A 24,393-nucleotide genomic window follows, 5' to 3' on the forward strand; every position below is an offset into this window, starting at 1 on the left:
GTCAGGCGGTGGCCGCCGCGGGCGCGCGACCGCGCTCGTCGAACACTCGCTCTCGATCGGGTCTGACCCACACGATCTGGCCTCGCTCGAGCTCGAGCAGCTCGAGTCGCTCGCGGGTCATCTGCACGGTGACCGCCTCGCCGCCGCCGAGCGCGAGCTCGATCCGCGCGTCGAACCCGTACGGTGTGATCCGTTCGATCAGCGCCTCGACCGCGTCCTCCGTCGGCTGGTGGGCGACGTCGAGCTCGTGCGGCCTGACCCAGGCAGAGCCGAGTCGGTTCGCCTCGCCGACGAAGCTCATCACGAACTCCGTCGCCGGCTCGTCGTAGAGCTCCGTCGGCGACCCGACCTGCTCTATCCGGGCGTGGTTCATGACCGCGATCTGGCTCGCGACGTCCATCGCCTCCGCCTGGTCGTGCGTCACGAAGATCGTCGTCACGTGCACCTCGTCGTGCAGGCGGCGCAGCCACTCGCGGAGTTCCGCGCGGACACGTGCGTCCAGGGCGCCGAACGGCTCGTCGAGGAGGAGCACCTGCGGCTCCGGCGCGAGGGCCCGCGCGAGAGCCATGCGCTGCCGTTGGCCTCCCGAGAGCTGCGCGGGGTAGCGGTGTCCGAACGCCTCGAGCTGGACGAGCTGGAGCAGCCGGTCGACGCGCTCGTGGATCTCCGCCCGCGGCCGCTTGCGCACCTTGAGCCCGAACGCGATGTTCTCGCGCACGTTCATGTGCTTGAACGCGGCGTAGTGCTGGAAGACGAACCCGACGTTCCGCTTCTGCGGCGTCAGCGCCGTGGCGTCCTCTCCCGAGAGCTCCACCTCGCCCTGGTCGGGCCACTCGAGGCCGGCGATGATCCGCAGCAGCGTCGACTTGCCCGACCCGCTGGGCCCCAGCAGCGCGGTCAGCGACCCGCCCTCGACCTCGAGCGAGACGTCGTCGAGCGCGACGAAGTCGCCGAAGCGCTTGGAGACGTTGCGAATGACGATCGACATCAGGCGGTTTCCTCCTTGCGCTGGAAGACGGTCATCGCGATCAGGACGAGCACTGCGAGCAGCGCGAGGACGAGGGAGATCGCGTACGCCCCCTGGACGTCGAAGCTGTCGTAGCGCTCCTCGACGCGAAGCGTCGCGGTCTCGGTCTGGCCCTGGATGCGACCGGAGACGACCGCGACCGCGCCGTACTCGCCGAGACAGCGGGCGGTGGTCAGCACGACGCCGTAGACGATCGCCCAGCGGATGGCCGGCAGGGTGATGCGCCTCAGCGTCTGCCAGCCGCTCGCGCCGAGCGTGCGCGCAGCCTGCTCCTGCTCGTCTCCGATCTCGCGCAGCGTCGGCACCACTTCGCGGCAGACGAACGGGAGCGAGACGAACACCGTCGCGAGCACCATCGCGGGGAGGGCGAACAGCACCTGGATGTCGTGCTCCTCGAGCCAGCCTCCGAACCATCCCTCGCGGCCGTAGAGGAGGAAGAGCGAGAGGCCCACGACGACGGGTGAGAGGGCGAGCGGCAGGTCGACGAAGGCATTGAGAAGCCCCTTCCCGGGGAAGTCCCGCCGCACGATCGCGAGCGCGCAGACGACTCCGAAGACGGTGTTGAGCGGCACCGCGATCGCCGTGATCAGAAGTGTCAGCTTGAACGCCTGGACGGTCTCGGGGGTGGTGAGTGCGCTCCACGCGGCGTCGTAGCCGTTCTCGAAGGTCCGCCAGAACACCATCGCGAGCGGTCCCACCAGGATCGCGAGGAGGTAGGCGAGGGCGGTCCAGCGCAATACGTGGCGTCGCGTCCGCGAGCCGAGCGTCGCGGGCCTCATGCCCGTGCCTGCGCCACGTCGTGCCTGGTCGTCAGCCGCCGGACCACGCCGATCCCGAGGATCACGAGGAAGGACGAGACGAGCAGCACCACGGCGATCGCCGCCGCGCCCGCCCTGTCCCCGCTCTCGACGCGCGACAGGATGTAGACGGACGCGACCTCGGTCTTGTACGGGAGGCTGCCCGAGATGATCACGAGCGAGCCGATCTCGCCGACCGCGCGCGCGAAGGCGAGCGCGACGCCGGAGAGGATGCCGGGGAGGATGTTCGGAAGCACGATGCGCCGGAAGATCGTGGCCTCGGAGGCTCCGAGCGACCGCGCCGCCTGCTCCATCTCCCGGTCGAGCTCGTGGAGCACGGGCTGCACCGTCCGGACGACGAACGGGAGCGTGACGAACAACAGGGCCAGCACGATCGCGGTCCGTGAGAAGGCCACGTCGACGCCGATCGGCGACGACGGCCCGTAGAGCGCGAGGAGCACGAGGCCGGCGACGATCGTCGGGAGCGCGAAAGGGAGGTCGATGATCGCGTTGACCACGCGCTTGCCCCGGAACTCGTCGCGGACCAGGACCCACGCGATCAGCGTTCCCGTGATGCCGTTGATCACGGCGATCACGAGCGAGACGCCGAAGCTCAGCTTCAGCGCTGCGAGGGACTGCGGGCTCGTGACGACCTCCCAGAAGCCCGCGGAGCCCTCCTTCGTCGACTCCCAGATCAGCGCGGCCATAGGCAGCGCGACGACGACCGAGAGGAAGGCGACGACGAAGCCGAGGGAGAGGGCGGTCGCCGTCTCCCTCGGGATGCGCACGGGACGGGCCCGTCCGAGCGTCTCGATGCTCGACACGTGCGTTTACGTCCCGACGCCGGTGCGCTTCGCGATCCCGACCCAGACGCCCTTGTCGGGGTCGAACCACTTCCTGTCGACGGCGTTCCAGCCGCCGAGGTACTTGTCGTCGATCTTGAAGATGCCCGGTCGCCTCGGGTACTGCTTGACGAACTCCTGATAGACGGAGGGGAGCAGCGGGCGGAAGCCGAACTGCGCGAAGATCCGCTGGGCCTGGGCGCTCTTGGTGAAGCGGATGAACCTGTTCGCAGTGTCGCGGTTCTCGCTCGTCTTGATCACCGCGATGGGCGCCTCGATGAGCAGCGTCTGACGGGGGATCACGTACTGCAGCTTCGCGAGGCGCGCCTCGTTCTCGTACGTGATGAAGACGTCGCCGCGACCGGCGACGAACGCGTTGGTCGCGTTCCGTCCCGACGTGTCGAGGGAGACGACGTTCCTGAACATCCGCTCGACCCATGCGATCGCCTGCCGGTCGGTCTTGCCGAGCCGCCGCTGGGCCCCGTACGCCGCCATCACGTTCCACTTCGCGGCGCCGGACGAGAGCGGGTTCGGTGTCACGATCCCGACGCCCGGCTTCACCAGGTCGCTCCAGTTCTTGATCTTCTTCGGGTTGCCGTCGCGAACGGCGAAGACGACGATCGAGTTCGTCGCGATGCCCTTGGCCGACTGCCTGTTCCACTTCGCGTCGACGAGGCCCGCCTTGACCAGGAGCTCGATGTCGAGCCCGGTGGACAGCTGCACGACGTCGGCCTGGAGGCCGGCCGCGACGGCGCGGGCCTGATCGCCCGACGCGCCGTAGGACTGCGTGAAGCTGACGTCCCGGCCGTCCGGCGTCTGCTGCCAGGCCTTGATCACCGCGCCGAGCGCTTCGCGCGGGACTGCGTAGCCGACGAGGCTCAGCCTCGTATCGGACGTGTGGGCGGATGCGGTCGTGGCAACGGCGAGTGCCGCCCCGACGATCACGGTCAGCGCGACCGCGAGGACGCGACGTGGCATGTGGCTCCTCCTGTTCTCGACAATCCCCATCAGAGTGCTGGACATTAGCAGAGGATATGACACGCATAAGACATACGCATACCCACCGGGTCGGAGGAGGTACGTTCCGGATTTCCCCGCGATGCGGCGACCGTCGCCCTCGCCTCCGGTCGAGCCCGAGCCGGGGCGGCCCGGGAGGCTGCTGGGTCTCACGAGGGCCGGCTCCCACGAGCTGTCGCTCGTGTGATAGTGAATAGGCAATGCCTAGGAAGCATCTGACGGCCGCGCAAGCCTCCCGTGCGCTCGGGATCAGCCTCGACACGCTGCGCCGCTGGGACCGGGAGGGGAAGCTGCGCGTGGAGCGCGACTCCGCCAACCGCCGGGTCGTCCCGGTCTCGGAGGTCGAGCGGCTCAGGGCCGACGAGGGAGCGGAAGGGCTGACCGCGCGCAACCGGTTCCGTGGCATCGTCCGCTCGGTCGAGACGGACGGACTGCTCGCCAGGGTCGAGATCGACGTCACCGAGCCGGCCCGGGTCGTTGCGATCGTGACCCGCGAGTCCGTCGAGGAGCTCGGGCTCGCGCCCGGGATGAGCGCCGCCGGAGTGGTCAAGTCGACCAGCGTGATGGTCGAGCGGTGAGGCGGCTCGCGACCGTCGCCGCGACGCTCGTCGCGCTCGCCGGCCCGGCCGCGGCAGCGGCCCCGGCGGCGACCGCGCGCGGGACGGAAGGGCCTGCGACCATCCTCGCCGCCGCGTCGCTGACCGAGGTGCTGCCGCAGGTGGACGACACCGCGCGGGCCTCGTTCGGGGGCTCGAACCAGCTCGCCCAGCAGGCCCGTCACGGCTTCCCGTTCGACGTCTTCCTCTCGGCGAGCCCGCAGCACACGCAGGCGCTCTTCGCGGAGGGCCTGGTGCGAAAACCGGTCGCGTTCGCGACGAACAGCCTCGTCCTCATCGTCCCGCGGCGGAACCCGGCACGCCTCGCGACGGTCGGAGATCTGGCGAAGCGCTCGAGGCTCCGCCTGGTCGTCGCCGGCCCGAAGGTGCCGATCGGGCTCTACACGCGCGAGGTGCTGAAGCGCCAGGGGCTCCTCAGGGTGCTGCGGAAGACCGTCAGCCTCGAGCCCGACGTCAAGGGCATCGTGGGCAAGGTCGCGCTCGGCGAGGCGGACGCGGGCTTCGTGTACGCGACGGACGTCCGTGCCGTCGCCTCGAGCGTCCGCGTGATCCGGTTCCCACGCAGAGCACAGCCGACCGTGATCTACGAAGCCGCCGTCGCGGCGCAGCCTCGCGACCTGGAGGCTGCCCAGGCGTTCCTGATCGCGTTGCTCGGCGCGGACGGACGGCGCGCGCTGCGCCGCGCCGGCTTCGGGTTGCCGGATTGAGCCGGGCCTTCGGGGTCGTGCTCTGGGCGGCCACGGCGCTCGCCCTGGCATTCCTCGTCGTGCCTGTGGCCGCGATCTTCCTTCGCGTGTCGCCCGGAGACCTCCTCGATGCCCTCGGCTCGCCGGTCGCTCGCGACGCCCTGCGCGTGACGCTTGCGACCACGCTCGTCGCACAGGGCGTGATCCTCCTCGTGGGGACGCCCGCCGCGTACCTCCTCGCCACGCGGCGCTTCCGGGGTCGGAGCGTCGCCGTCACCCTCGTGGAGCTGCCGCTCGTTCTCCCACCCGCCGTTGCCGGCATCGGCCTCCTCGCCGCGTTCGGGCGCTTCGGGCTGCTGGGGGACACGCTTTCCGCTCTCGGTCTCGAGATCGCGTTCACGCGGGTCGCGGTCGTCCTCGCGATCGTGTTCGTCGCCGGACCGTTCTTCGTGCGGACGGCGATCGCGGCCTTCGAAGCCGTCGACCAGTCGCTGGTCGACGCGTCGCGGACGCTGGGCGCGGGGCCCGGTCGCACGTTCGCGCGGGTTGCGCTGCCGCTCGCGTCCGGTGGCCTCGGGGCCGGCGCGGCCCTGGCATTCGCGAGGGGCCTCGGCGAGTTCGGCGCCACGATCATGTTCGCCGGCTCGCTGCAGGGAGTGACCCAGACGCTCTCCCTCGCCGTCTACGAGCAGTTCGACGTCGACTTCGACACCGCCCTCGCGATCGGCGCGGAGCTCGTCGCAGCGAGCGCGCTCCTCCTGCTCGCCGTCAAGCTCGTCCCCTCATGGCGACTCTCCACGCAGAACTTTCCCACGGCCTCCGCACGTTCGCCCTCGAGCTGACCCTCGACGTGGGGGCGGAGACCCTCGCGCTCGTGGGGCCGTCCGGAGCGGGCAAGTCGAGCGTCCTCCGGGCGGTCGCGGGCCTCCTCCGGCCGGCCCGGGGGCGCATCGCGCTCGACGGGGAGACCTGGCTCGACACGACGCGCGGGATCGACGTGCCCCCCGAGCGCCGATCGGTCGGCCTCGTCTTCCAGGACTACGCGCTGTTCCCGCACCTCACCGTGCGCCGCAACGTCGCGTATGGAGCAGCCGAGCGGACCGCGGTCGACACGCTCCTGGAGCGGTTCGGCATCGGTCACCTGGCCGACGCCCGGCCCACGCAGATCTCCGGGGGGGAGCGTCAGCGCGTGGCCGTCGCGCGCGCTCTCGCGCGCGAGCCCCGCGCCCTGCTCCTGGACGAGCCGCTGTCCGCACTGGACACGCATACCCGGGCCACGGTGCGGGGGGAGCTCCACGACCTGCTCGCCGGCCTCGGTCTCCCCGTGATCCTCGTCACCCACGACTTCGAGGACGCTGCGACGCTCGCCGACCGGGTCGGCGTGGTGGTGGACGGGCGCCTGCGCCAGGTCGGGACACCCGCGGACCTCGTCACCGCCCCTGTCGACTCCTTCGTGGCGCGCTTCACCGGGGCGAACCTCGTCCCCGGCGCGGTCGTCGGCAGCCGGGACGCCCTCACCGAGGTGGTGCTCGACGGAGGCGGCACCATGTGGTCGACGGACGGCGCCACCGGCAGGGTGGCCGTCACGGTCTATCCCTGGGAGGTCGCGCTCTCACGCAACGTGCCGGACGACTCGGCCGTCAACCACGTGCGCGCCCCGATCACGCGGATCACGTCGCTCGGGAACCGGGCGCGGGTCGCGGTCGGGCCGCTCGTGGCCGAGGTCACGACGGCGTCGGTCGAGCGGCTCGCGCTGAAGGAGGGCGAGGCCGTCGTCGCATCGTTCAAGGCGACGGCCGCGCGGCTCCTCCCGCTCGCGTAGCCTCCCGCCGTGCGACTCTCGCTCGGACCAGACGCACGCGACGAGGTCACCGTGGCCGCTCTCGTCGCGGCCGCGCGTGCAGGAGTCCGCGTGAGCCCGCCCGCCGGACGCAGCGAGGCGTGGTGGCGTGCCGGGATCGCTGACGCGGTCGAGCGCTCCCCCGCCGTGGAGCCGCGGCCGGCGACCTACGAGGCGGCCCGCTCGCCGCGCAACACCCGCGGTGCGACGCGCGCGTAGTCGAGCCCCGAGATCCAGGTCAGGACCGTCGCGACGAGGAGCGCCCACCACGCGACGTCGGTCTCCCACGCCCCGGCGGCCTGGAATCCCGCGATCGTCGCGGCAGCGGTCTGCGCCCACGTCTTCAGCTTCCCGAGGTCGCGGGCACCCATCACCACCCCCCGCTCGATGGCCGCCAGCCTGAGGCCCGACACCGCGATCTCGCGGGCCACGATCGCCGCGACCATCCATGCCGGTGCCACGCCCTCGGCGATCAGCATGACGAGCACGGCGAGCACCAGCACCTTGTCCGCAATCGGGTCGAGCAGCGAGCCGAAGGCCGACGTCTGGTTGCGACGGCGCGCGAGCCAGCCGTCGATCTGATCGGTCGCCATCGCCAGTACGAACACGGCCGTTGCCCAGTAGAGGTGGTCGTCGAACGGCCACGCGAAGAGGACGACCACGAGGGGGACCGCGAACGCCCTGGCGAGCGTCAACTGGTCGGGCAGCGTCACGGTTCGGGGAGAATACGCCCCGCATGCCTCCCTTCTCGAAGGTCCTGGTCGCCAACCGCGGCGAGATCGCGGTCCGCATCTTCCGGACGCTGCGCGAGCTCGGCATCGGCTGCGTCGCCGTGTACTCGGATGCCGACCGGGGGCGCGCGCACGTGCGGGCGGCCGACGAGGCGTACCGGATCGGGCCCGGGCCCGCGGCCGAGAGCTACCTCCGCGGAGACGTGCTCGTGGAGGCCGCGCTTCGCTCCGGCGCGCAGGCGATCCACCCCGGCTACGGGTTCCTGGCCGAGAACGCAGCGTTCGCGAGGCTCGTCGAGCAGGCGGACCTGACATGGATCGGTCCGCCTCCCGCAGCGATCGAGCTGATGGGGTCGAAGACCGCGGCCAGGGCTGCCATGCGCGCGGCCGGGGTGCCGATCGTCCCCGGGGCGGTCGACCCGGTCGGCTCCGCGTCCGAGGTCGTGGGGCTCGGGGCCGAGATCGGCTACCCGCTGATCATCAAGGCGGCTGCGGGCGGTGGGGGGAAGGGGATGGAGATCGTCCGGAGCCCCGACGAGGCCGAGCGAGCCTTCGACGCGGCCACGCGGCAGGGCGAGAGGTACTTCGCCGACCCGGCGGTCTACGTGGAGCGGTACCTGGAGGACCCGCGCCACGTCGAGGTGCAGGTGCTCGCGGACGCGCACGGCAACGTGATCCACCTCGGCGAGCGCGACTGCACGATCCAGCGCCGCCACCAGAAGCTCGTCGAGGAGACACCGTCGCCCGCGGTCGACGACGCCCTCCGCGCTCGGATCGGGCAGATCGCCGTCGACGCGGCACGTGCCGCCGGCTACCGCTCGGCCGGGACGATCGAGGGGCTCCTGACCGGAGGGGGCGAGTACTTCTTCATGGAGATGAACACCCGCATCCAGGTCGAGCACACCGTGACCGAGGTCGTCACCGGGCTCGACCTGATCCGCGAGCAGGTGCTCGTCGCCGCCGGCGAGCCGCTCTCGCTCCGGCAGGAGGACGTCGTGCTTCGCGGCCACGCGATCGAGTGCCGCATCAACGCCGAGGACGTCGCCAAGGGGTTCCTGCCCGCGCCGGGGCGGGTGACGGCGTACCGCGAGCCGGCCGGACCGGGCGTGCGGGTCGATTCGGGCATCGACGCCGGTGACGAGGTGAGCGAGCTCTACGACCCGATGATCGCGAAGCTGATCGTCCACGACGTCGACCGCGACCGCGCGATCGCGCGGATGCTGCGCGCGCTCGAAGAGTTCCGGATCGAAGGGCCTCCGACCCTCCTCGGCTTCCACCGTGCGCTGCTGGAGCACCCGTGCTTCGCGCGCGGCGAGACGTGCGACGGCATCGTCGAGTCGAAGGAGCTGGCGGAGCGTGCGGAGGAGCTCGAGCAGTCGTTCTCTCATCGGACAACGAGTGTCGCACACGGGTCGGACGGGTCGGCGACGACCGTGCCACGGCTCGTGGCGGTGGAGGTGGACGGGCGCTCCTACGACGTGAGCCTCCACGTCACGGAGCCTCCATGGGCGGGCCTGGCCCGCCGCCGTCGGGAACGCAGCGCCTCGGGCCGCGGGGCGGGCGGCAACGGCGCCGTTCTCAGCCCCATGCAGGGCACCGTTCTCAAGGTCGAGGTCGGGGACGGCGACGCGGTCGAGGCCGGTCAGCTCCTGTGCGTGATCGAGGCGATGAAGATGGAGAACGAGATCGTCTCGCCGCGCGTCGGCATCGTCCGCGACCTCGCCGTCTCCCCGGGAGCGGGGATCACGATCGGGCAGCTCGTCTGTGTCGTCGCGACCCCCGAGCCGCAATGACGGTCGACGAGCTCGTCGAGCGGCTCGTCGGCGACCGGTCGCTCACCGGTGCGACCCTCAGCCGGCCCCGATCGGCGGAGTCCGGGACGGCGCGCCGCGTCACGGTCGACCCGGTCACGCTCCGCTCCGGCCCGCAGTGGCACGTCCGGCGTCACTTCGACGCGCGCACGACCGACGAGAACCTCGAGGGGCCAGCGCTCGCGGAGCTCCTCCGTGCCGCGATCGGCGGGACCTACCGGCAGGCGCTCCTGCACGAGCCGGACGCCGACTGGCAGGTGCTCGCCAGCCGCGGGGAGCCGCGGGTGCTCCGCCGGCCGCCGACGAGGCCGGAGGCAAGCGGCGAGCACGACCGGGCGAAGCGCCGCCTGCTGCCCGAAGGCGAGCCTGTCCCGTTCCTCGTCGCGCTCGGCGTGCAGACCGCGGACGGCAAGGTGCGCGCACCGCGGAGGGCGAAGTTCCGGCAGGTCAACCGGTTCGTCGAGCTCGTGGACGACATCGTCGCAGCTCTCCCCGAGGGCCCTCTCCGGGTCGTGGACTTCGGCTCGGGGCGCGCGTACCTGACCTTCGCGCTCCACGACCTCCTCTCGCGTGTCCACGGCCGGGAGGTCGACGTGCTGGGCCTCGACCTCAAGCCCGAGGTCGTGGCCGAGTGCGAGGCGCTCGCGCGCCGCCTCGACGCCGCCGGGCTCCGCTTCGAGCTCGGCGACATCGCAGAGGCCGACCTCGGCGGTGTCGACCTCGTCGTCAGCCTCCACGCGTGCGACACGGCGACCGATGCCGCGCTCGAGCGGGCCGTGCGCGCCGGCGCGGACGTCATCCTCGCGGTGCCGTGCTGCCAGCACGAGCTCTCGGGGCAGCTCTCGAGCGAGGTGCTGCGCCCGCTTCTGCGGCACGGGACACTCAAGGAGCGGTTCGCGGCCGAGGTGACCGACGCCGCGCGGGCTCGCCTGCTCGAGATCGCGGGATACGACGTGCAGGTCGTCGAGTTCGTCCCGCTCGAGCACACGCCGAAGAACGTCCTCCTGCGCGCGACGCGAACGCAGCGCCCTCCGCGCGACCGGGAACGACTCTCCGCCGAGTATCGCGCGTTCGCCGACGCGCTCGGCATCGTGCCGACGCTCGAACGCATGCTCGCCGACGTGGTCGCGACGGGATGAGCTCCGCACCCGATCGAGGGATCGGTGTCCGATCGGGATGTTCCGACGACAGGACTCGTGCGCACGAGGAGGGGGAGAGGTGGCGTCGTCGTCTGCGTGCTGCTCGCAGCGCTCGCCTTCGCGTCGACCGGTCACCCGGCCTCGTCCTCCGCGACGTCGCTGTGCAGCGCCGCGGAGCGCCACCAGGCACGGTGGATGTCGGAGCAGCGGCGACTCCTGCTGGCGTGGCGCCAGGCCAACTGGGAACGCGCCGCGCTCGTGGCGGGGTCGATGGCGCGGATCGCCCGTCAGGCGCTCGACGACGCTCGCGGCGCGCCAGGCGGGACGAGCAGCGCCCGCGCGTTCAGGGCCAGGATCGTCCGGGTGCACGAGGGACAGCGGCGCGCGGCGGTCCTGTACGTCGACGCGATGGTCGCCGCGGGCGCAGGTCGCACGCGCCAGGCGGGCCGGAGCTACCAGGAGGCGAACGTCGTCCTGCTGCGATCCGGCTTCGTCGGCGACTACTGCTGATCCACACGGGCACCTAGGCGTCGGGCGCGTGGGGTCACGCCCGCAGTCGGTACGCGTTGTCCGTGATCCACACGAACTGCGCCGGCATCTCGTCGGGAGGGTCGCCGACGGCGATCAGGGGGCCGAACACGACCCGCACGTAGCGCCCGGCGGCGAGGCTGCCACGCGCAGAGATCATCCCCCGCCAGCTCGAGCCGGCGGCAAGGCGGGCGGGTAGCTCCGGATCGAACTCCTGCGCGGTGCGGAGGCCGGGCAGGTCGCCGTCCCGACTCCTGCGCTCGACCTCGTCGAGCTCACCCGTCGCGAAGAGCATGATCCCGAACGACTGCTCGACCGCGACCGGGTCCTCGCCCATCTCCCAGGGGATCCCGGTGCGGTTCGACACCTCGACGTCCGCCTCCCAGCCCCGCTCCGTCACCGCGAAGCGGCGTACGCGGAAGACGAGCCCGGGACCCGTCTCGGGAGACCGCTCCTCCCAGTCGAGCTCGGCGCTCTGCGGCGTCGCCGCGGCCGCCGGCGGGGCCGGCGGGCTCGACGAGCCACAGCCGGCTGCGAGCGACACGGCGGCGAGCACGAGCACGATCGACACCGGACGGGGCACGCGGCCATGCTCGCACAGGTAGCACGTCCCACTCTCGCGCCGGAGGCCGGGAGCCACGCGGAAGTTCTTCGGTAGCCTCCCGCGCGGCGTGGACCTCTACGAGTACCAGGGGAAAGAGCTCTTCAAGCGGGTCGGGATCCCCGTCTCCGAGGGCCGGCTCGCGACGACCCCCGGGGAGGCGCGCCAGGCGGCGGAGGTCCTCGGCGGCCCGGTCGTCGTCAAGGCGCAGGTGCTCACGGGCGGCCGCGGCAAGGCGGGAGGCATCAAGCTCGCCGCGAACGCGCACGAGGCGGAGGAGCGCGCCAAGGAGATCCTCGGACTGGACATCCGCGGCCACGTCGTCCGCAAGCTCTGGATCGAGCGGGCCTCCGACATCGCGAAGGAGTACTACCTCTCGCTGACGTTCGACCGGGGTGCCAAGCAGGCGCTCTACATGTTCACGACGCAGGGCGGAGTCGACATCGAGCAGGTCGCCGAGGAGAGCCCCGACGCGCTCGTCCAGCTGCGGGTCGACCCGCTCGAGGGATTCCACCCCTGGCAGGCCAGGCGCCTCGTGTACGGGGCCGGCGTCGCCGATCGGTCCGAGCAGAATCAGATCGCCGCGATCGTCGGGAAGCTGCACGACGCCTTCGTCCGCTTCGACGCGATGCTCTGCGAGATCAATCCGCTGATCGTGACACCCGAGGGCGAGGTCAAGGCGCTCGACTCGAAGTTCACCGTCGACGACAACGCGCTCTTCCGTCACCCGGAGGTGGCGGAGATGCGCGATCTCGACGCAGCCGATCCGCTCGAGGCCTACGCACGGGAGAAGCACGTCACGTACGTGAAGCTCGACGGCGACGTCGGCGTGCTCGGCAACGGCGCCGGCCTGACGATGTCCACCGTCGACGTCGTCACCTTCGCGGGAGGCCGACCCGCCAACTTCTGCGACCTCGGCGGGGGCGGCGACGCGCAGGGCGTGGTCGACGCGCTCTCCGTGATCACGAGGGACCCGCAGGTGAAGGCGATCTTCTTCAACATCTTCGGCGGGATCACCCGCTGCGACGAGGTCGCGCGGGGGATCCTCCAGGCGCTCGGGGAGATGTCGCTCGACCTGCCGATCGTCGCCCGGCTCGACGGCACCAACGCGGAGGAGGGCCGCACAATCCTCGCGGAGGCGGCACCGGCCAACCTCCGCGTCGCCCCGACCATGCTCGAGGCGGCCAAGCTGGCAGTGGAGCTGGCGGCAGCGGCATGACGAACGACGTCTGGAGCGATCGCGCACAGGCCTACGTCGAGTCGGATGCCCATCGCTCGGGCGAGGACCTCGACCAGATGGTCGCCTGGGCCGAGGGTGCGAGAACCGCGCTCGACGTCGCGACCGGCGGCGGTCACGTCGCCCGGCGGCTGCGCGAGGCGGGCCTCGAGGTCGTCACCTGCGACCCTGCGCCCGGCATGCGGCCCGACGTGATCTGCCGCGCCGAGTCGCTGCCCTTCGCGGATGGGGCGTTCGACGTCGTCGCGTGTCGGACGGCGGCGCACCACTTCTCCGATCCTGCGGTCGCGCTCCGCGAGATGGCGCGGGTCAGCCGTGACCGCGTGGTGATCGTCGACACGTTGTTCATGGGCGAGGACGTCGAGGAGGCAGAGCGCGTGCGCGACCCGTCCCATGTCCGGAACTACACCGAGGCCGAATGGCGCGCGTTCGTGGAGGAAGCCGGGCTCACCCTCGACGACGTGCGCTTCTCCGAGCACACCATCGACTTCGGGGCCTGGCTCGCGCGGACGGGCTGCGGGGGCGAGGACGCCGAACGCGTGGAGCTCCTCCTGGGCGACCGCGTCGCGGACGGCCGGCTGACCCTCGACAAGCTCGCGTTGCTCGCGGTCAAGGGGTTCTGACGTGGCGATCTTCGTCGACACGGACACCAGGCTCGTCGTCCAGGGGCTGACGGGGTCCGAGGGGCGCTTCCACGGGTTGCGGAACCGCGCCTACGGCACGAACCTCGTCGCAGGGGTGACGCCCGGCAAGGGCGGCCAGGACGTGGAGGGCGTTCCCGTGCTCGACACCGTCGCGGACGCCGTCCACGAGCACGGCGCCAACACGTCGATGGTCTTCGTGCCGGCGCCCTTCGCCGCCGACGCGATCTACGAGGCGGTCGAGGCGGGCGTCCACACGGTGATCACCATCACGGAGGGCGTCCCGGCGCACGAGATGCTCCGGATCCACGCGTACATCCGCTCCAAGGGCGTCCGGCTGCTGGGACCGAACTGCCCGGGGGCGCTCTCGCCCGGAAAGGCGAACGTCGGGATCATCCCGGCGGAGATCTTCGCCCCGGGGAGCATCGGGCTCGTCTCACGCTCCGGGACGCTGACCTACCAGATCGGCCACGAGCTGACGCAGATGGGCCTCGGGAACTCGACGATCGTCGGGATCGGGGGCGATCCCATCGTGGGGTCGTCCTTCATCGACGTCCTGACCCTCTTCGAGGAGGATTCCGAGACGAAGTACGTCGTGATGGTCGGCGAGATCGGGGGCGACGAGGAGGAGAAGGCCGCAGACTTCATCGAGGCGGAGATGACGAAGCCCGTGGTCGCCTACATCGCCGGCTTCACCGCGCCTCCGGGCAAGACGATGGGCCATGCCGGCGCGATCATCTCGGGCTCCTCGGGCACGGCCGAGGGCAAGAAGCTGGCGCTCGAGGCGCGCGGGATCAGGGTCGGGACGACGCCGACCGAGACCGCGCAGCTCGCCGCCGAGCTCGCCCGGCCGTAGCCGGGCGCGGCAGCCGGCGGCACGAAGCGGCCCAGATCCCCGGCTGAAGGGCCGGCTTCAGGCAGGGGGACGGGCGCCGCGGGCGAAAGCGGGGCGGTGCGACCGACGCTCGAGGAGCGCCTGCAACGCAAGATCGAATCGCTGACGATCGTCCGTGCCGTGCGCATGGTCGCATTCGTCGCGTTCGTACTCGCGCTGATCGCCGCGTTCGTCGAGTGGGCGGTCGATCCGGGGATCGGAAGCCTCCGGGAGTCGCTGTGGTGGGCGATCACGACCGTGACGACCGTGGGCTACGGCGACGTCGTGCCCACGAGCGACGCGGGTCGGCTGGTCGCCAGCGTGCTGATGCTGGCCGGTGTGAGCGCGATCCCGATCACCACGTCACTCGTCGTCTCGGTGTTCGTCGCCAGGGCGCAGGCACAGCAGCGGGAGCTCGACGCCGACGAGCGCGACGAGCTCATGGCGCGGCTCGAGCGCATCGAGCGCAAGCTCGAGAGCGCTCTCGGCTGAGCGCGGCCTGCACCGCGGAGTTTCGCTTCTGGCCCGCCGCGGTATCTTGCGGCGAACACGACAGAACGGAGGGGCAGCGTGGAGCGATTCATCAAGCTCGTGCTGGTCGGCCTTGCAGTCGTCGTGGGGAGCACGGGAGCCGTCTCGGTGGGCGGCGCGGCGACACAGGCGCCGGAGGACCGCTCCGAGACCGTTGAGGTGCTCGCAGTCCTCCGTGACGAGCGCGAGGTCGAGCTGGCCGAGGAGGAGGACGCCGACGCCGAGGCCGGCGGCGACGCCTCCCGTTCGCGCGACAAGTCGAACGACGTGACCACGCGCGCACCGTCCCGCTCGCTCGACCGCTCGCAGGACAGAACCGGCGATGGGGTGGGCGTCGCCGACCGGTCGAACTCGCGGGACTTCTCGCGCGATCGCACCGGCGACCACAACACGCCGGACATCTCCAACTCGCGCGACGTCTCGCGCCGCGACAACACGACGGGCGTCGCCGGGCCGACGAACACCAACACGAACACGGGTGGCAAGGCCACCGACGCGAACACCGACACGAACGAGAACACGAACAGCGGTGCCGGTGCCGGAACGAACGCGAACACGAACAGCGGTGTGGACACGGCTGCCGGAACGAACGCGAACACGGACAGCGGCGTGGACACCGGCTGCGGTGGCGGCGACGACGATACGGGCGGCGACGATACGTCCAACTGACGTACCTTCGGCGGGCGGGGCCGTGGACGAGGCCTCGCCCGCCGTGGAGTGGGACGTCGAGAAGGGCGCCGAGCTGGTGCCCGGGAGATCCGTGGTGCGCCTGCTCGGGGGCGGCGAGCGGTACGAGACGTATCTCGCCTGGGACGACAGCCTGTTCGCGCTGGTGGTCGTGAAGATCCTTCGCCCCCACCTCGTCGACGACCGGCACGCGCTCCGTGGTCTCGCGGACGAGGTGCGGCTCCTCGAGCTCTTGCGGCATCCGGTGATCGTCCGCAGCTTCGACGCCGACCTCGACGGCGCCCGTCCGCACGTCGTGCTGGAGCACCTCGAGGGGCCGCGGCTCTCGACACTCGTGCGCAGGTTCGGTCCGCTCGAGCGCGAGCAGCTGCTCCCGCTCGGTCTTCAGCTCTGCTCGGCCCTGCACTACCTCGGCGGCCGGGGAATCGTGCACCTCGACGTCAAGCCGAGCAACATCATCATGGGCGCCCCCGCGCGCCTGATCGACCTGAGCATCGCGCGCCCGGTCGAGAAGCTCGTCGGGACGCGGCACCGGCTGGGCACCGACGCCTACATGTCGCCCGAGCAGTGTGACCCGCTCGGCCGTGGCCCGATCACGCCGGCCGCCGACATCTGGGGAGTCGGAGCCACCCTCTACCACGCCGTCTCCGGCCACGCGCCTTTCCCCGCTCGTTCGTCGCGTGAGGAGCGGTTCCCGCAGCTGCGGGAGCAGCCCGAGGCGCTCCCGGAGCGGGTCCCGCCGGCCGTGCGTCGTCTCCTGGCCGCCTGCCTCGATCCCGATCCCGCGGAGAGGCCGGCCCCCGCGGCCCTCGCCGCCGAGCTCGAGCTGCTCGTGGACGCGCTTCCGAAGCGGCCCCTGCTGGGCCGCTTCCGCGTCCGCACGCGTTGACCGCCACGGCGAGCGCGTAGGATCGCGCGCGTGGAGCTGCGATCGCTGGCCGACGTGGAGCCGTTCACGACGAAGGACGGCTCGACGATCCGCGAGCTGCACCACACGACCGCGCAGTCCCTCGCCGAGGCCTGGCTCGAGCCCGGTCAGGCCACGCAGCGCCACTACCACGCCCGCACGGAAGAGATCTACCTCCTCACGGGTGGCGGAGGAGTGCTCGAGGTCGACGGGGAGTCGAGTGACGTCCGGCAGGGCGACGCCGTGCTGATCCCTCCCGGCGCCTGGCACGAGCTGGTCGCGGGGCCGGAGGGCGCGCGACTGCTCTGCATGTGCGTCCCGCCGTACTCCCACGACGACACGTACTTCTCGTGACCGCCAGGCTGCCTCTCGTGCTGAGCCTGCTGGCGCTCGCCGTCGCCGCAGGGTGCGGTGGCGACGGGGACGGCGGCTCGGTCGACCCGTCGACCTGGGCCACGGGTTTCTGTCAGGCGCTCACGACGTTCACGGACGGGATCTCCGAGAGCGGCGGCGAGCTGGAGGGGGAGGGGCTGCCGTCCGGCGACCAGGTCGCCGGCGCCGTGCGCAGCGCCGCCGTCGCCTCGGGAGCCTTCGCCGACGAGCTCCGCGAGCTCGGTCCGCCGGACGTGCCGAACGGCGACGAGATCAACGTCGCGCTGACGGACGCCGCGAGCGAGGCCCAGACGACCTTCCAGGAGCTCGAGGGCGAGGTGGGAGGCGAGATCGCCGACGCGACGGACGTCGCGGCGCGCGCGCGGAAGATCGCCGAGGCCGCCCAGAAGGCGCTGGAGGGGATCGGCCGGGCGACCACGAGGCTCCAGGAGCTCGACGCAGACGGGCAGCTGGCCAACGCGCTCCAGTCGACCCCCGAGTGCGCGGAGGTCGGTGGGTCCTGAGGGACCCGGCCGACCGTCAGATCTTCCGCTGGGGCCGCCTCGAGCCCCACTTGCCCCGCCCGCGGGAGGAGTAGACGAGCCGCGGTGCGGCGGTCTTCATCCCGGTCGAGGCGAACGTCTCGTGCTGGCCGTTCAGTCGCGCCACACGGCTCATGTCCGCCTGCTGCTCGGGCAGGACGAGCGTGACCCCGGTCCCGGAACGTCCGGCGCGGCCGGTGCGGCCCACCCGGTGGGTGTAGGCCTTGCCGTCCTCGGGCGGGTCGAAGTTGATCACGTGCGTGACGTCGTCGAGGTCGAGGCCGCGCGCCGCCACGTCCGTTGCGATGAGAGTGGTCACGTGGCCGGACTCGAAGCGCTGGAGCGCCCGTTGGCGCTGCCCCTGCGTCAGGTCGCCGTGCATGGACACCGCCTTGACTCCGTGCTGCGTGAGCTTGCGGGCGAGGCGGTCGGCCCCCCGCTTCGTCCGCACGAACACGAGGGCGAGGCCGCGGTCGGCCTCGAGCAGCTCGACGAGCGTTGTCACCTTCGAGTCGTTCGTGACAGGGACGAAGCGGTGCTCGATGTCACCTGGCGCGTGAACGCTCGGGAGCTCGGCCTCGATTCGAACCGGCGACTGCGTGTACGCGTGGGCCAGCTCGCCGACCTCGCCGTCGAGCGTCGCCGAGAAGAACATCGTCTGGCGATCGCGCGGGAGCCGCTTCACGATCCGGTCGACCTGCGGCTTGAAGCCCATGTCGAGCATCCGGTCGGCCTCGTCGAGCACGAGGATCTCGACGGCGTCGAGGGTGAGCATGCGCCGGTCGAGGAGGTCCTGCAGGCGACCCGGAGTGGCGACGATCACGTGCGCGTCTCGCGCCAGGTTCGCCTGCGGGCGCAGGGCGACCCCACCGTAGACCGACGCGACTGCGAGATTGCGGACGGCGGCAAGCGTCTCGATCTGCTCGGTCACCTGGACGGCGAGCTCGCGTGTGGGCACGAGGACGAGGGCCGCCGGGCGCGCGTCGTCGCGCGGCACCCGCTCGACGAGCGGGATCGCGAACGCGAGCGTCTTGCCCGAGCCCGTCGGCGACTTCGCCAGGAGGTCGGTGCCGGCGAGCGCAGGCGGGACAGCGCGGGTCTGGATCTGGAAGGGTGCCATGATGCCGCGCGCCTCGAGCGCTGCGGTCAAGTCCGCGCTCACGCCGAGCGCGGCGAATGTTTCCTGGGACATGTGACTCCTGTGTTTGGTGAAACGGCTCGAGACCTACGACCTTCGAGCCCACGAGGAGTCGAACGAAGCGGATCCCACGGGTCGACCCCCATGGCCGACCGTACGCAGAAAGGTAGCAGCCGCGTCGGCCGCCCTCGGTAGGCTCGCGCCATGGCCTCGACGGCACCCATCTCGTTCGCGCGCGGAGCCCCGGCGCCGTCCTGCATCGATCCGGAGCTTCTGGCGGACTGCGCGCGCGCCGCGCTGGAGCGGGACGGCACGGTGATCCTCTCGTACGGTACGGGCGGGGGCTACGGCCCGCTCCGCGAGCTTCTCGGCGAGCGGCACGGGGTCGACCCGGCCCGCGTCTTCCTCACGACGGGCGGGCTCCAGGGCTTCGTCTTCTATTCCGCGGCCCAGCTCGAGCGGCGCCCCGGCCGGGTGCTCGTCGAGGGGCCGACCTACGACCGGCCGTTGAAGCTCCTGCGCTGGCAGGGAGTCGAGACGGTCGCGGTGGCGATGGACGACGAGGGGCTCGATCCCGACGCGCTGGAGGCCGAGCTCCGCCGCGGCGGCGACGTCTCCTTCCTCTACACGATCCCGACCTTCCAGAACCCGAGCGGGCGCACGCTGAGCGAGGAGCGGCGCAGGCGGATCGTGGAGCTCGCCGGCGCGTACGACCTCGACGTGCTGGAGGACGACCCGTACGGGCTCGTGCGGTACGAGGGCACGGCGCCGCCGTCGCTCCACTCCCTCGACGGAGGCGAGCGCGTCACGTTCACCTCGTCGTTCTCGAAGACGGTCGCCCCCGGGCTCCGGGTCGGCTGGTTCGTCGTGCCCGAGGCGCTCCGGGCGGCCTACGACGAGCGTGCCGTCTCGACGTACATCTCGCCGCCGCTCCTCCCGCAGGCGATGGTGCACGAGCTCCATGCGCGCGGCGGCTTCGAGCCGAACCTGGCGCGGATCAGAGGAATCCTCGGCGAGCAGCGAGACGCGATGCTCGCAGGGCTCCGAGACGGGCTCGAGGGCCGCGCCGCCTGGAGCCACCCGGACGGCGGGTACTTCCTGTGGGTCGACATCCCCGGGGTCGACACGGGCGAGCTGCTCGGGCGGTCGGCGGAGGCGGGCGTCACGTTCGTCCGCGGGGCCGACTTCTTCCCCGACGGGCAGGGTGGCTCGAGCTCCGCGCGGCTCGCGTTCTCGTACGAGACGCCGGAGCGGATCTCCGAGGGTGTCCGCGTCCTCGCCGGGCTCGTCGCCTGACCCTCAGCGCCTCCGGCTCCGCCACCAGCGCGGCCCGATGATCGCCAGCGCGGCGCCGAGCCCCATGCTGAGCAGGATCAGCCAGACCAGTCGCGTGTTGACGGTGAAGAAGACAAAGCTGACGGACTGCTTCTCGTCGTTGACGAGCAGGAAGACGATCGCGTAGAGCGCGATCGCGGCCCAGATCACCATTCTCCAGGGGACATCCCGGGACCCGGGGCGGTCCCCCTGGGGCGGGCGCGTCTCGTCGTCGCTCACGCGGCGATCTTATGCGCTGGCTACGTGCGCAACCTGTGGCAGCGGAGCCCGGAGCACGAGCCGCGGCTGCGGCGGAGGCGTGAGGCGGCCGACCGCTGCAGCGCGGAAGGTCGGGCAAGGAGCGTTCCCCGGGAGGGCGCACAGGCCCTCCTTGCGGAAATAGCAGTCCTCGCATGTCGCGACGGCGCGCGTACCCATGTCCCCTCTCGTCGCCTGCCCTCGTCCCCTGATGGAACAGCGGGGATTGTGGCCGTGGCCCGGCGGCCGCGCAACCCCCGCCGAAACGAATTCTCCGCAATTTGCGGCTGTCGCCCTGCGAGGCAAAAAACCTGCAAATCGGCTATTTTCCGGGAAGCGTTTGCAATGCGCGCAACGCCTGTTCAAAACTCTCCACAGGGACGACCCGCAGGTCTCCTGCATAGCGGCGCGCAGTCGCCGCGTTTTCCCCAGCCGGGACGAGGAACACGTCCGCTCCGGACGAGCGGACGCCGTAGGTCTTCTGCTTGATGCCTCCCACCGAGACGACGCTGCCGTCGAGCTCGATCGCGCCGGTCGCCGCCACCCGGTGACCGCGGTCGACGTCGTTTCCGAGCTCCTTGTAGACCTGCAGCGCGAACGGGAGGCCGGCGGAGGGCCCGCCGACGTCGCCGAGGTCGATGTCGACGTCCAGCGGCAGCTCGATCTTCGCGTCCTGCGTCACGCGGATGCCGATGATGGCGCGCGACTCGTCGTCGGGAGCGGCGATCGTGCGCACCGCCCGCTCGAGGCCCTGTCCGTCGCGGCGCAGGCGCAGTCGCACCCTCTCGCCCGGCTCGACGGAGGAGACCGCCTCCCGGAGCGCGTCGGGCGTCAGTGTCTTGCGCCCGGCGGCCGCGACGATGACGTCCCCGTCCTCGACCGCCCCCGCAGCGGGGACATCGACGGCGACCGACTCGACGAGGACACCGCGCGGCGTCGCCTCCACCTCCAGCCCTCCGGCGCGCAGGGCGACCGCCGCTGCGACCTGCTCCGACCGGTTCATCTCGACGCGTGCGTCGGCCACCCGCTCGCGGAACGACTCGCCGGGCGCAGTGACCGCGTGCGCGGGAACGAGCGACGCGCCGTCGGGGCGCATGAAGGGGAGCACCCGCTCGAGCCAGCGCACCTTCCGTACCGTGACGTCGACGAAGTAGATGCCTCCCGGCCCCCCCAGATCGTCCTTGCCCTCGACGGCGACCTTGCCCGCAACGGGCTTGGCCCCGTTCGGGACGAAGAGGTAGTCGTTGCTCGGAAGCGTCGCGAGCAGGAAGACGACGGCCGCCAGGAGAGCGACGCCGGAGAGGGCGAGCCAGCGGGAGGTCGACGACTTCACAGCAGGCCGCGCGTGAGCCCGCCGTCGACCGGGACCACCGTGCCCGACACGTAGGAGGCGCGGTCGGAGGCGAGGAACGCGACGACGGCGGCGATCTCGGCGGGCGCTCCCAGCCGTCGGAGGGGGATCTGCTCCAGGTCAGCCTCAGGGGGGCCGTCGGCCCCGTACAGCGACCGGAGCCGGTCCGTGTCGATGCGTCCCGGAGCGATCGTGTTGACGGTCACGCCTTCGGGACCGAGCTCGCGTGCGAGCGTCTTGAGCCACCCCACGACACCCGGGCGCACGGCGTTCGACAACGCGAGGTTCGCGAGCGGCTCACGCACCGACGACGACTCGATCGCGATGATCCGGCCGCGGCCGTTCGCACGGATGTGAGGCAGGCAGTGGCCGACGAGCGACACGTGCGATGTCAGGAGCAGCGCAACGGCCTCTTCGACCGACTCCGCGGTGATCCCGGTCGCGGGCCCCGCCGGCGGCCCGCCCCCGTTCAGCACGAGGACGTCGATCCCGCCGAAGGCTCCGACCGTCGCCTGGACCAGCCGCTCGAGGTGCTGCGGGATCGTGACGTCGCCCTGGACCGCGAGCGCTCCGATCCGCTCCGCCTCCCGCTCGAGCAGGTCTCGGCGCCGCGCGAACATCGCGACGTTGGCGCCCTCCGCCGCAAGCTGCTCCGCGACGGCGAGGCCCATCCCGGACGACGCGCCGCAGACGATCGCGGTGCGTCCCTGCAGCCCGAGATCCATGGCGGCGAAGGCTACCCGGGTGGGTGTTCAGCGGCCGTGAAGCCCCGACGCCGAGCGAAACGGCGTGCTACGCGGTCGTCGTCAGGACGCCGACCACGTCGCGCACCGCGGCCGCCGACTCGCGCACCATCTTCTTCTCCGCCGCGGAGAGCTTCAGCTTCACGATCTCCTCGACCCCGCCGGCGCCGAGCCGCACGGGGACGCCCATGTACAGGCCGTCCACGCCGTACTCGCCCTCGAGCAGCGCCGTGCAGGGGAGCACGCGCTTCTGGTCGAGGCAGACGGCGTCCACCATCTGCGCCGCCGCCGCCCCGGGCGCGTACCAGGCGGACGTCCCGAGCAGCCCGACCAGCTCGCCGCCGCCCTTCCGCGTCCGTTCGACCATCTTCGAGATCTTCCCTTTCGTCGTCAGCTGCTCGAGCGGCACGCCGCCCACGGTCGTGGCGGAGACGACGGGGACCATCTGGTCGCCGTGGCCGCCGAGCACCATCGCCTGGACGTCCTTCACCGACGAGCCGGTCTCCCAGGCGATGAAGGCGGAAAAGCGGGCCGTGTCGAGGATCCCGGCCATCCCGACCACGCGCTCCTTCGGGAACCCGGAGACGGCCTGGGCGACGTGGCACATCGCGTCGAGCGGGTTCGAGACAACGACGATGACGCTCCTCGGCGACCTCCGGACGACGTCCTTCGTGACCGCGGCGACGATCGCCTCGTTGGTCGTCACGAGGTCGTCCCGGCTCATCCCGGGCGAGCGCGGCCTCCCGGCCGTGATCACGACGACGTCGGAGCCCTTCGTGGCGTCGTAGCGCTCGCTGCCCACGATCGTCGGCTCGAAGCCCGTGACCGAGGCCATCTGGTTCAGGTCCAGTGCCTTTCCGGCCGCGAAATTGGGGACGATGTCGACGAGCACGACGTTCGCGTAGTCGCGGCGCGCCACCTCGAGCGCGCACGTCGCGCCGACGTTCCCGGCTCCGACGACGGTGACCTTCTTCCTGCCGTTCACGTTGGTTCTCCTTCGTCTGGCGGCGTCTCAGCCGAGCCGCTCGATGATCGCGTCCGCGTACTCGGACGTGCCGACCGCCGACGGGTCGTCGCGGCTCGGCTTGAGGTCGTACGTCACGCTCCTGCCCTCGGCGATCACCGCCGCGACGGCCTCGTCCAGCCGCCTGGCGGCGTCCCGCTCGCCGATGTGGTCGAGCATCAGCTTTCCCGACAGGATCATCGCGGTCGGGTTGACCTTGTTCTGGCCCTTGTACTTCGGGGCCGAGCCGTGTGTCGCCTCGAACACGGCCGCCCCGGTGCCGATGTTGGCCCCGGGCGCGACCCCGAGCCCGCCGACGAGCCCGGCCGTGAGGTCGCTGATGATGTCGCCGTAGAGGTTCGGGAGCACCAGGACGTCGAACTCCTCGGGGCGCTGGACGAGTCCCATGCAGAGCGCGTCCACCAGGGTCTCCCAGGCCTCGATCTCGGGGAAGTCCTTCGCCACCTCGCGGAAGACCGCGAGGAAGAGCCCGTCGGTGTGCTTCATGATGTTCGCCTTCGTGATGCACGAGACGCGGCGGCGGCCGTGATCGCGCGCGTACTCGAACGCGTAGCGGATGATCCGCTCCGACGCCTCGGGGCTGAGCGGCTTGATCGAGATCCCGGACGTCGGGCTGATCTGCTTCGGCTGGCGCGCGTTCAGGAAGTCGATCACCGCGCGGGCGTCCTCGGTGCCCGACTCGAACTCGATCCCGGCGTAGAGGTCCTCAGTGTTCTCGCGGACGATGACGACGTCGACCGACTCGTAGCGCGTGCGCACACCCTCGTACGTCTTGCAGGGCCGCACGCAGGCGTAGAGCCCGAGCTCGTGCCGGAGGGCAACGTTCACCGAGCGGAAGCCCGTTCCGATCGGCGTCGTGATCGGGCCCTTCAGCGCGACGCCGTTCCGCTTGATCGACTCGAGCGTCTCGGGCGGCAACGGCGTCCCGGCCGTCTCCATCACGTCGACGCCGGCCTGCCGGACGTCCCACGTGAACTCGACGCCCGTCGCCTCGAGCACCCTGCGCGTGGCCTCGGTGAGCTCGGGCCCCGTCCCGTCGCCGGGGATGAGTGTCACGGTGTGGGACATCGCGCGGCAGGATAGTGACACTGCCTCCGACCACCGCTCAGGTACCGTCGGGGCGACGGAGGCCCCGGAG

The 24,393-nt window shown here is 71.5% G+C and carries 28 protein-coding genes; 16 read left to right on the top strand and 12 right to left on the bottom strand.

What is annotated here, in order from left to right:
• Position 1: 1 nt before the first annotated feature.
• Genes VFO26_RS12860 through VFO26_RS12875 form a run of 4 tightly spaced genes read right to left on the bottom strand, consistent with a single transcriptional unit; the run spans position 2 to position 3,644 of the window.
• The gene (locus VFO26_RS12860; protein WP_325115409.1) at positions 2-988 is read right to left on the bottom strand and encodes a sulfate/molybdate ABC transporter ATP-binding protein; all 987 of its coding nucleotides are present in this window, start codon (positions 986-988) and stop codon (positions 2-4) included.
• Complete coding sequence (gene cysW / locus VFO26_RS12865; protein ID WP_325115412.1) at positions 988-1,806, bottom strand: sulfate ABC transporter permease subunit CysW; 819 nt, start codon at positions 1,804-1,806, stop codon at positions 988-990. Before cysW ends, VFO26_RS12860 begins: the two co-directional genes overlap by 1 nt.
• Complete coding sequence (gene cysT, locus VFO26_RS12870; RefSeq protein ID WP_325115413.1) at positions 1,803-2,648, bottom strand: sulfate ABC transporter permease subunit CysT; 846 nt, start codon at positions 2,646-2,648, stop codon at positions 1,803-1,805. The genes cysW and cysT overlap by 4 nt, the downstream gene beginning before the upstream one ends.
• 6 nt (positions 2,649-2,654) lie before the next feature.
• A complete protein-coding gene (locus VFO26_RS12875; protein ID WP_325115414.1) occupies positions 2,655-3,644 on the bottom strand; it encodes a sulfate ABC transporter substrate-binding protein in 990 nt (329 codons plus the stop codon).
• A gap of 239 nt (positions 3,645-3,883) precedes the next feature.
• Between VFO26_RS12875 and VFO26_RS12880 the strand changes: the two genes are divergently transcribed.
• The 4 genes from VFO26_RS12880 to VFO26_RS12895 are packed head-to-tail and all read left to right on the top strand — an operon-like array spanning position 3,884 to position 6,808.
• Positions 3,884-4,261 carry a TOBE domain-containing protein gene (locus VFO26_RS12880; protein WP_325115415.1) on the top strand — a complete coding sequence of 126 codons (378 nt, stop codon included), beginning with the start codon at positions 3,884-3,886 and terminating at the stop codon, positions 4,259-4,261.
• A complete protein-coding gene (gene modA / locus VFO26_RS12885; protein WP_325115416.1) occupies positions 4,258-5,007 on the top strand; it encodes a molybdate ABC transporter substrate-binding protein in 750 nt (249 codons plus the stop codon). Before VFO26_RS12880 ends, modA begins: the two co-directional genes overlap by 4 nt.
• A complete protein-coding gene (locus VFO26_RS12890) occupies positions 5,004-5,828 on the top strand; it encodes an ABC transporter permease (protein WP_325115417.1) in 825 nt (274 codons plus the stop codon). Before modA ends, VFO26_RS12890 begins: the two co-directional genes overlap by 4 nt.
• The gene (locus VFO26_RS12895) at positions 5,771-6,808 is read left to right on the top strand and encodes an ABC transporter ATP-binding protein (RefSeq protein ID WP_325115418.1); all 1,038 of its coding nucleotides are present in this window, start codon (positions 5,771-5,773) and stop codon (positions 6,806-6,808) included. The genes VFO26_RS12890 and VFO26_RS12895 overlap by 58 nt, the downstream gene beginning before the upstream one ends.
• 185 nt (positions 6,809-6,993) lie before the next feature.
• Here the strand turns inward: VFO26_RS12895 and pgsA are convergent, their stop codons facing one another.
• Positions 6,994-7,539 carry a CDP-diacylglycerol--glycerol-3-phosphate 3-phosphatidyltransferase gene (pgsA, locus tag VFO26_RS12900; RefSeq protein ID WP_325115419.1) on the bottom strand — a complete coding sequence of 182 codons (546 nt, stop codon included), beginning with the start codon at positions 7,537-7,539 and terminating at the stop codon, positions 6,994-6,996.
• A 23-nt stretch (positions 7,540-7,562) separates the two neighbouring features.
• On the opposite strand from pgsA, the gene VFO26_RS12905 reads away from it, so the two are divergent.
• From VFO26_RS12905 to VFO26_RS12915, 3 genes are read left to right on the top strand one after another with little or no spacing between them, the layout of a single operon-like run.
• On the top strand, positions 7,563-9,350 hold the full coding sequence (locus tag VFO26_RS12905; RefSeq protein ID WP_325115420.1) for an acetyl-CoA carboxylase biotin carboxylase subunit: 1,788 nt from the start codon (positions 7,563-7,565) through the stop codon (positions 9,348-9,350).
• Positions 9,347-10,507, top strand: coding sequence for an SAM-dependent methyltransferase (locus tag VFO26_RS12910; protein ID WP_325115421.1), 1,161 nt, complete (start codon positions 9,347-9,349; stop codon positions 10,505-10,507). The genes VFO26_RS12905 and VFO26_RS12910 overlap by 4 nt, the downstream gene beginning before the upstream one ends.
• 57 nt (positions 10,508-10,564) lie before the next feature.
• Positions 10,565-11,017, top strand: a complete 453-nt coding sequence (locus VFO26_RS12915) for a hypothetical protein (protein ID WP_325115422.1) — start codon at positions 10,565-10,567, stop codon at positions 11,015-11,017.
• Between the two features lie 34 nt (positions 11,018-11,051).
• On the opposite strand, the gene VFO26_RS12920 is transcribed toward VFO26_RS12915, so the two are convergent.
• Positions 11,052-11,618, bottom strand: a complete 567-nt coding sequence (locus VFO26_RS12920; RefSeq protein WP_325115423.1) for a hypothetical protein — start codon at positions 11,616-11,618, stop codon at positions 11,052-11,054.
• An 88-nt stretch (positions 11,619-11,706) separates the two neighbouring features.
• Here VFO26_RS12920 and sucC point away from each other — a divergent pair, with 88 nt between their 5' ends.
• The 8 genes from sucC to VFO26_RS12960 all read left to right on the top strand — a co-directional run bounded on the left by sucC (position 11,707) and on the right by VFO26_RS12960 (position 17,409).
• Positions 11,707-12,855, top strand: a complete 1,149-nt coding sequence (gene sucC, locus VFO26_RS12925) for an ADP-forming succinate--CoA ligase subunit beta (protein WP_325115424.1) — start codon at positions 11,707-11,709, stop codon at positions 12,853-12,855.
• Positions 12,852-13,496 (top strand): class I SAM-dependent methyltransferase, encoded by a 645-nt coding sequence (locus VFO26_RS12930; RefSeq protein WP_325115425.1) that lies wholly within the window; start codon positions 12,852-12,854, stop codon positions 13,494-13,496. The genes sucC and VFO26_RS12930 overlap by 4 nt, the downstream gene beginning before the upstream one ends.
• A 1-nt stretch (position 13,497) precedes the next feature.
• Positions 13,498-14,370, top strand: a complete 873-nt coding sequence (gene sucD / locus VFO26_RS12935; RefSeq protein ID WP_325115426.1) for a succinate--CoA ligase subunit alpha — start codon at positions 13,498-13,500, stop codon at positions 14,368-14,370.
• Between the two features lie 96 nt (positions 14,371-14,466).
• Positions 14,467-14,880: a potassium channel family protein gene (locus VFO26_RS12940; RefSeq protein ID WP_325115427.1), complete on the top strand. Its 414-nt coding sequence runs from the start codon at positions 14,467-14,469 to the stop codon at positions 14,878-14,880.
• A 78-nt stretch (positions 14,881-14,958) separates the two neighbouring features.
• On the top strand, positions 14,959-15,588 hold the full coding sequence (locus VFO26_RS12945) for a hypothetical protein (RefSeq protein WP_325115428.1): 630 nt from the start codon (positions 14,959-14,961) through the stop codon (positions 15,586-15,588).
• Between the two features lie 22 nt (positions 15,589-15,610).
• Entirely contained in the window at positions 15,611-16,495 is an 885-nt protein-coding gene (locus tag VFO26_RS12950) for a serine/threonine-protein kinase (protein WP_325115429.1), read from the top strand.
• Between the two features lie 30 nt (positions 16,496-16,525).
• Positions 16,526-16,867, top strand: a complete 342-nt coding sequence (locus VFO26_RS12955; RefSeq protein ID WP_325115431.1) for a cupin domain-containing protein — start codon at positions 16,526-16,528, stop codon at positions 16,865-16,867.
• The gene (locus tag VFO26_RS12960) at positions 16,864-17,409 is read left to right on the top strand and encodes a hypothetical protein (protein ID WP_325115432.1); all 546 of its coding nucleotides are present in this window, start codon (positions 16,864-16,866) and stop codon (positions 17,407-17,409) included. The genes VFO26_RS12955 and VFO26_RS12960 overlap by 4 nt, the downstream gene beginning before the upstream one ends.
• A 16-nt stretch (positions 17,410-17,425) precedes the next feature.
• Here the strand turns inward: VFO26_RS12960 and VFO26_RS12965 are convergent, their stop codons facing one another.
• Positions 17,426-18,619, bottom strand: a complete 1,194-nt coding sequence (locus VFO26_RS12965) for a DEAD/DEAH box helicase (RefSeq protein ID WP_325115433.1) — start codon at positions 18,617-18,619, stop codon at positions 17,426-17,428.
• A gap of 150 nt (positions 18,620-18,769) precedes the next feature.
• Between VFO26_RS12965 and VFO26_RS12970 the strand changes: the two genes are divergently transcribed.
• Positions 18,770-19,861, top strand: coding sequence for a PLP-dependent aminotransferase family protein (locus tag VFO26_RS12970; protein WP_325115434.1), 1,092 nt, complete (start codon positions 18,770-18,772; stop codon positions 19,859-19,861).
• A 3-nt stretch (positions 19,862-19,864) separates the two neighbouring features.
• Here VFO26_RS12970 and VFO26_RS12975 read toward each other — a convergent pair whose 3' ends face one another.
• The 5 genes from VFO26_RS12975 to VFO26_RS12995 form a co-directional block, all read right to left on the bottom strand.
• Entirely contained in the window at positions 19,865-20,119 is a 255-nt protein-coding gene (locus VFO26_RS12975) for a LapA family protein (RefSeq protein ID WP_325115436.1), read from the bottom strand.
• 340 nt (positions 20,120-20,459) lie between these two features.
• The gene (locus VFO26_RS12980) at positions 20,460-21,470 is read right to left on the bottom strand and encodes a PDZ domain-containing protein (protein ID WP_325115437.1); all 1,011 of its coding nucleotides are present in this window, start codon (positions 21,468-21,470) and stop codon (positions 20,460-20,462) included.
• Entirely contained in the window at positions 21,467-22,213 is a 747-nt protein-coding gene (locus VFO26_RS12985) for an SDR family oxidoreductase (RefSeq protein WP_325115438.1), read from the bottom strand. The genes VFO26_RS12980 and VFO26_RS12985 overlap by 4 nt, the downstream gene beginning before the upstream one ends.
• 67 nt (positions 22,214-22,280) lie before the next feature.
• Complete coding sequence (mdh, locus tag VFO26_RS12990) at positions 22,281-23,216, bottom strand: malate dehydrogenase (protein WP_325115439.1); 936 nt, start codon at positions 23,214-23,216, stop codon at positions 22,281-22,283.
• A gap of 27 nt (positions 23,217-23,243) precedes the next feature.
• Positions 23,244-24,323: an isocitrate/isopropylmalate dehydrogenase family protein gene (locus tag VFO26_RS12995; protein ID WP_325115440.1), complete on the bottom strand. Its 1,080-nt coding sequence runs from the start codon at positions 24,321-24,323 to the stop codon at positions 23,244-23,246.
• Positions 24,324-24,393 lie beyond the last annotated feature (70 nt).

The organism is Gaiella sp. (genome assembly GCF_035710885.1).
In the GTDB taxonomy this organism is placed as follows: domain Bacteria; phylum Actinomycetota; class Thermoleophilia; order Gaiellales; family Gaiellaceae; genus Gaiella.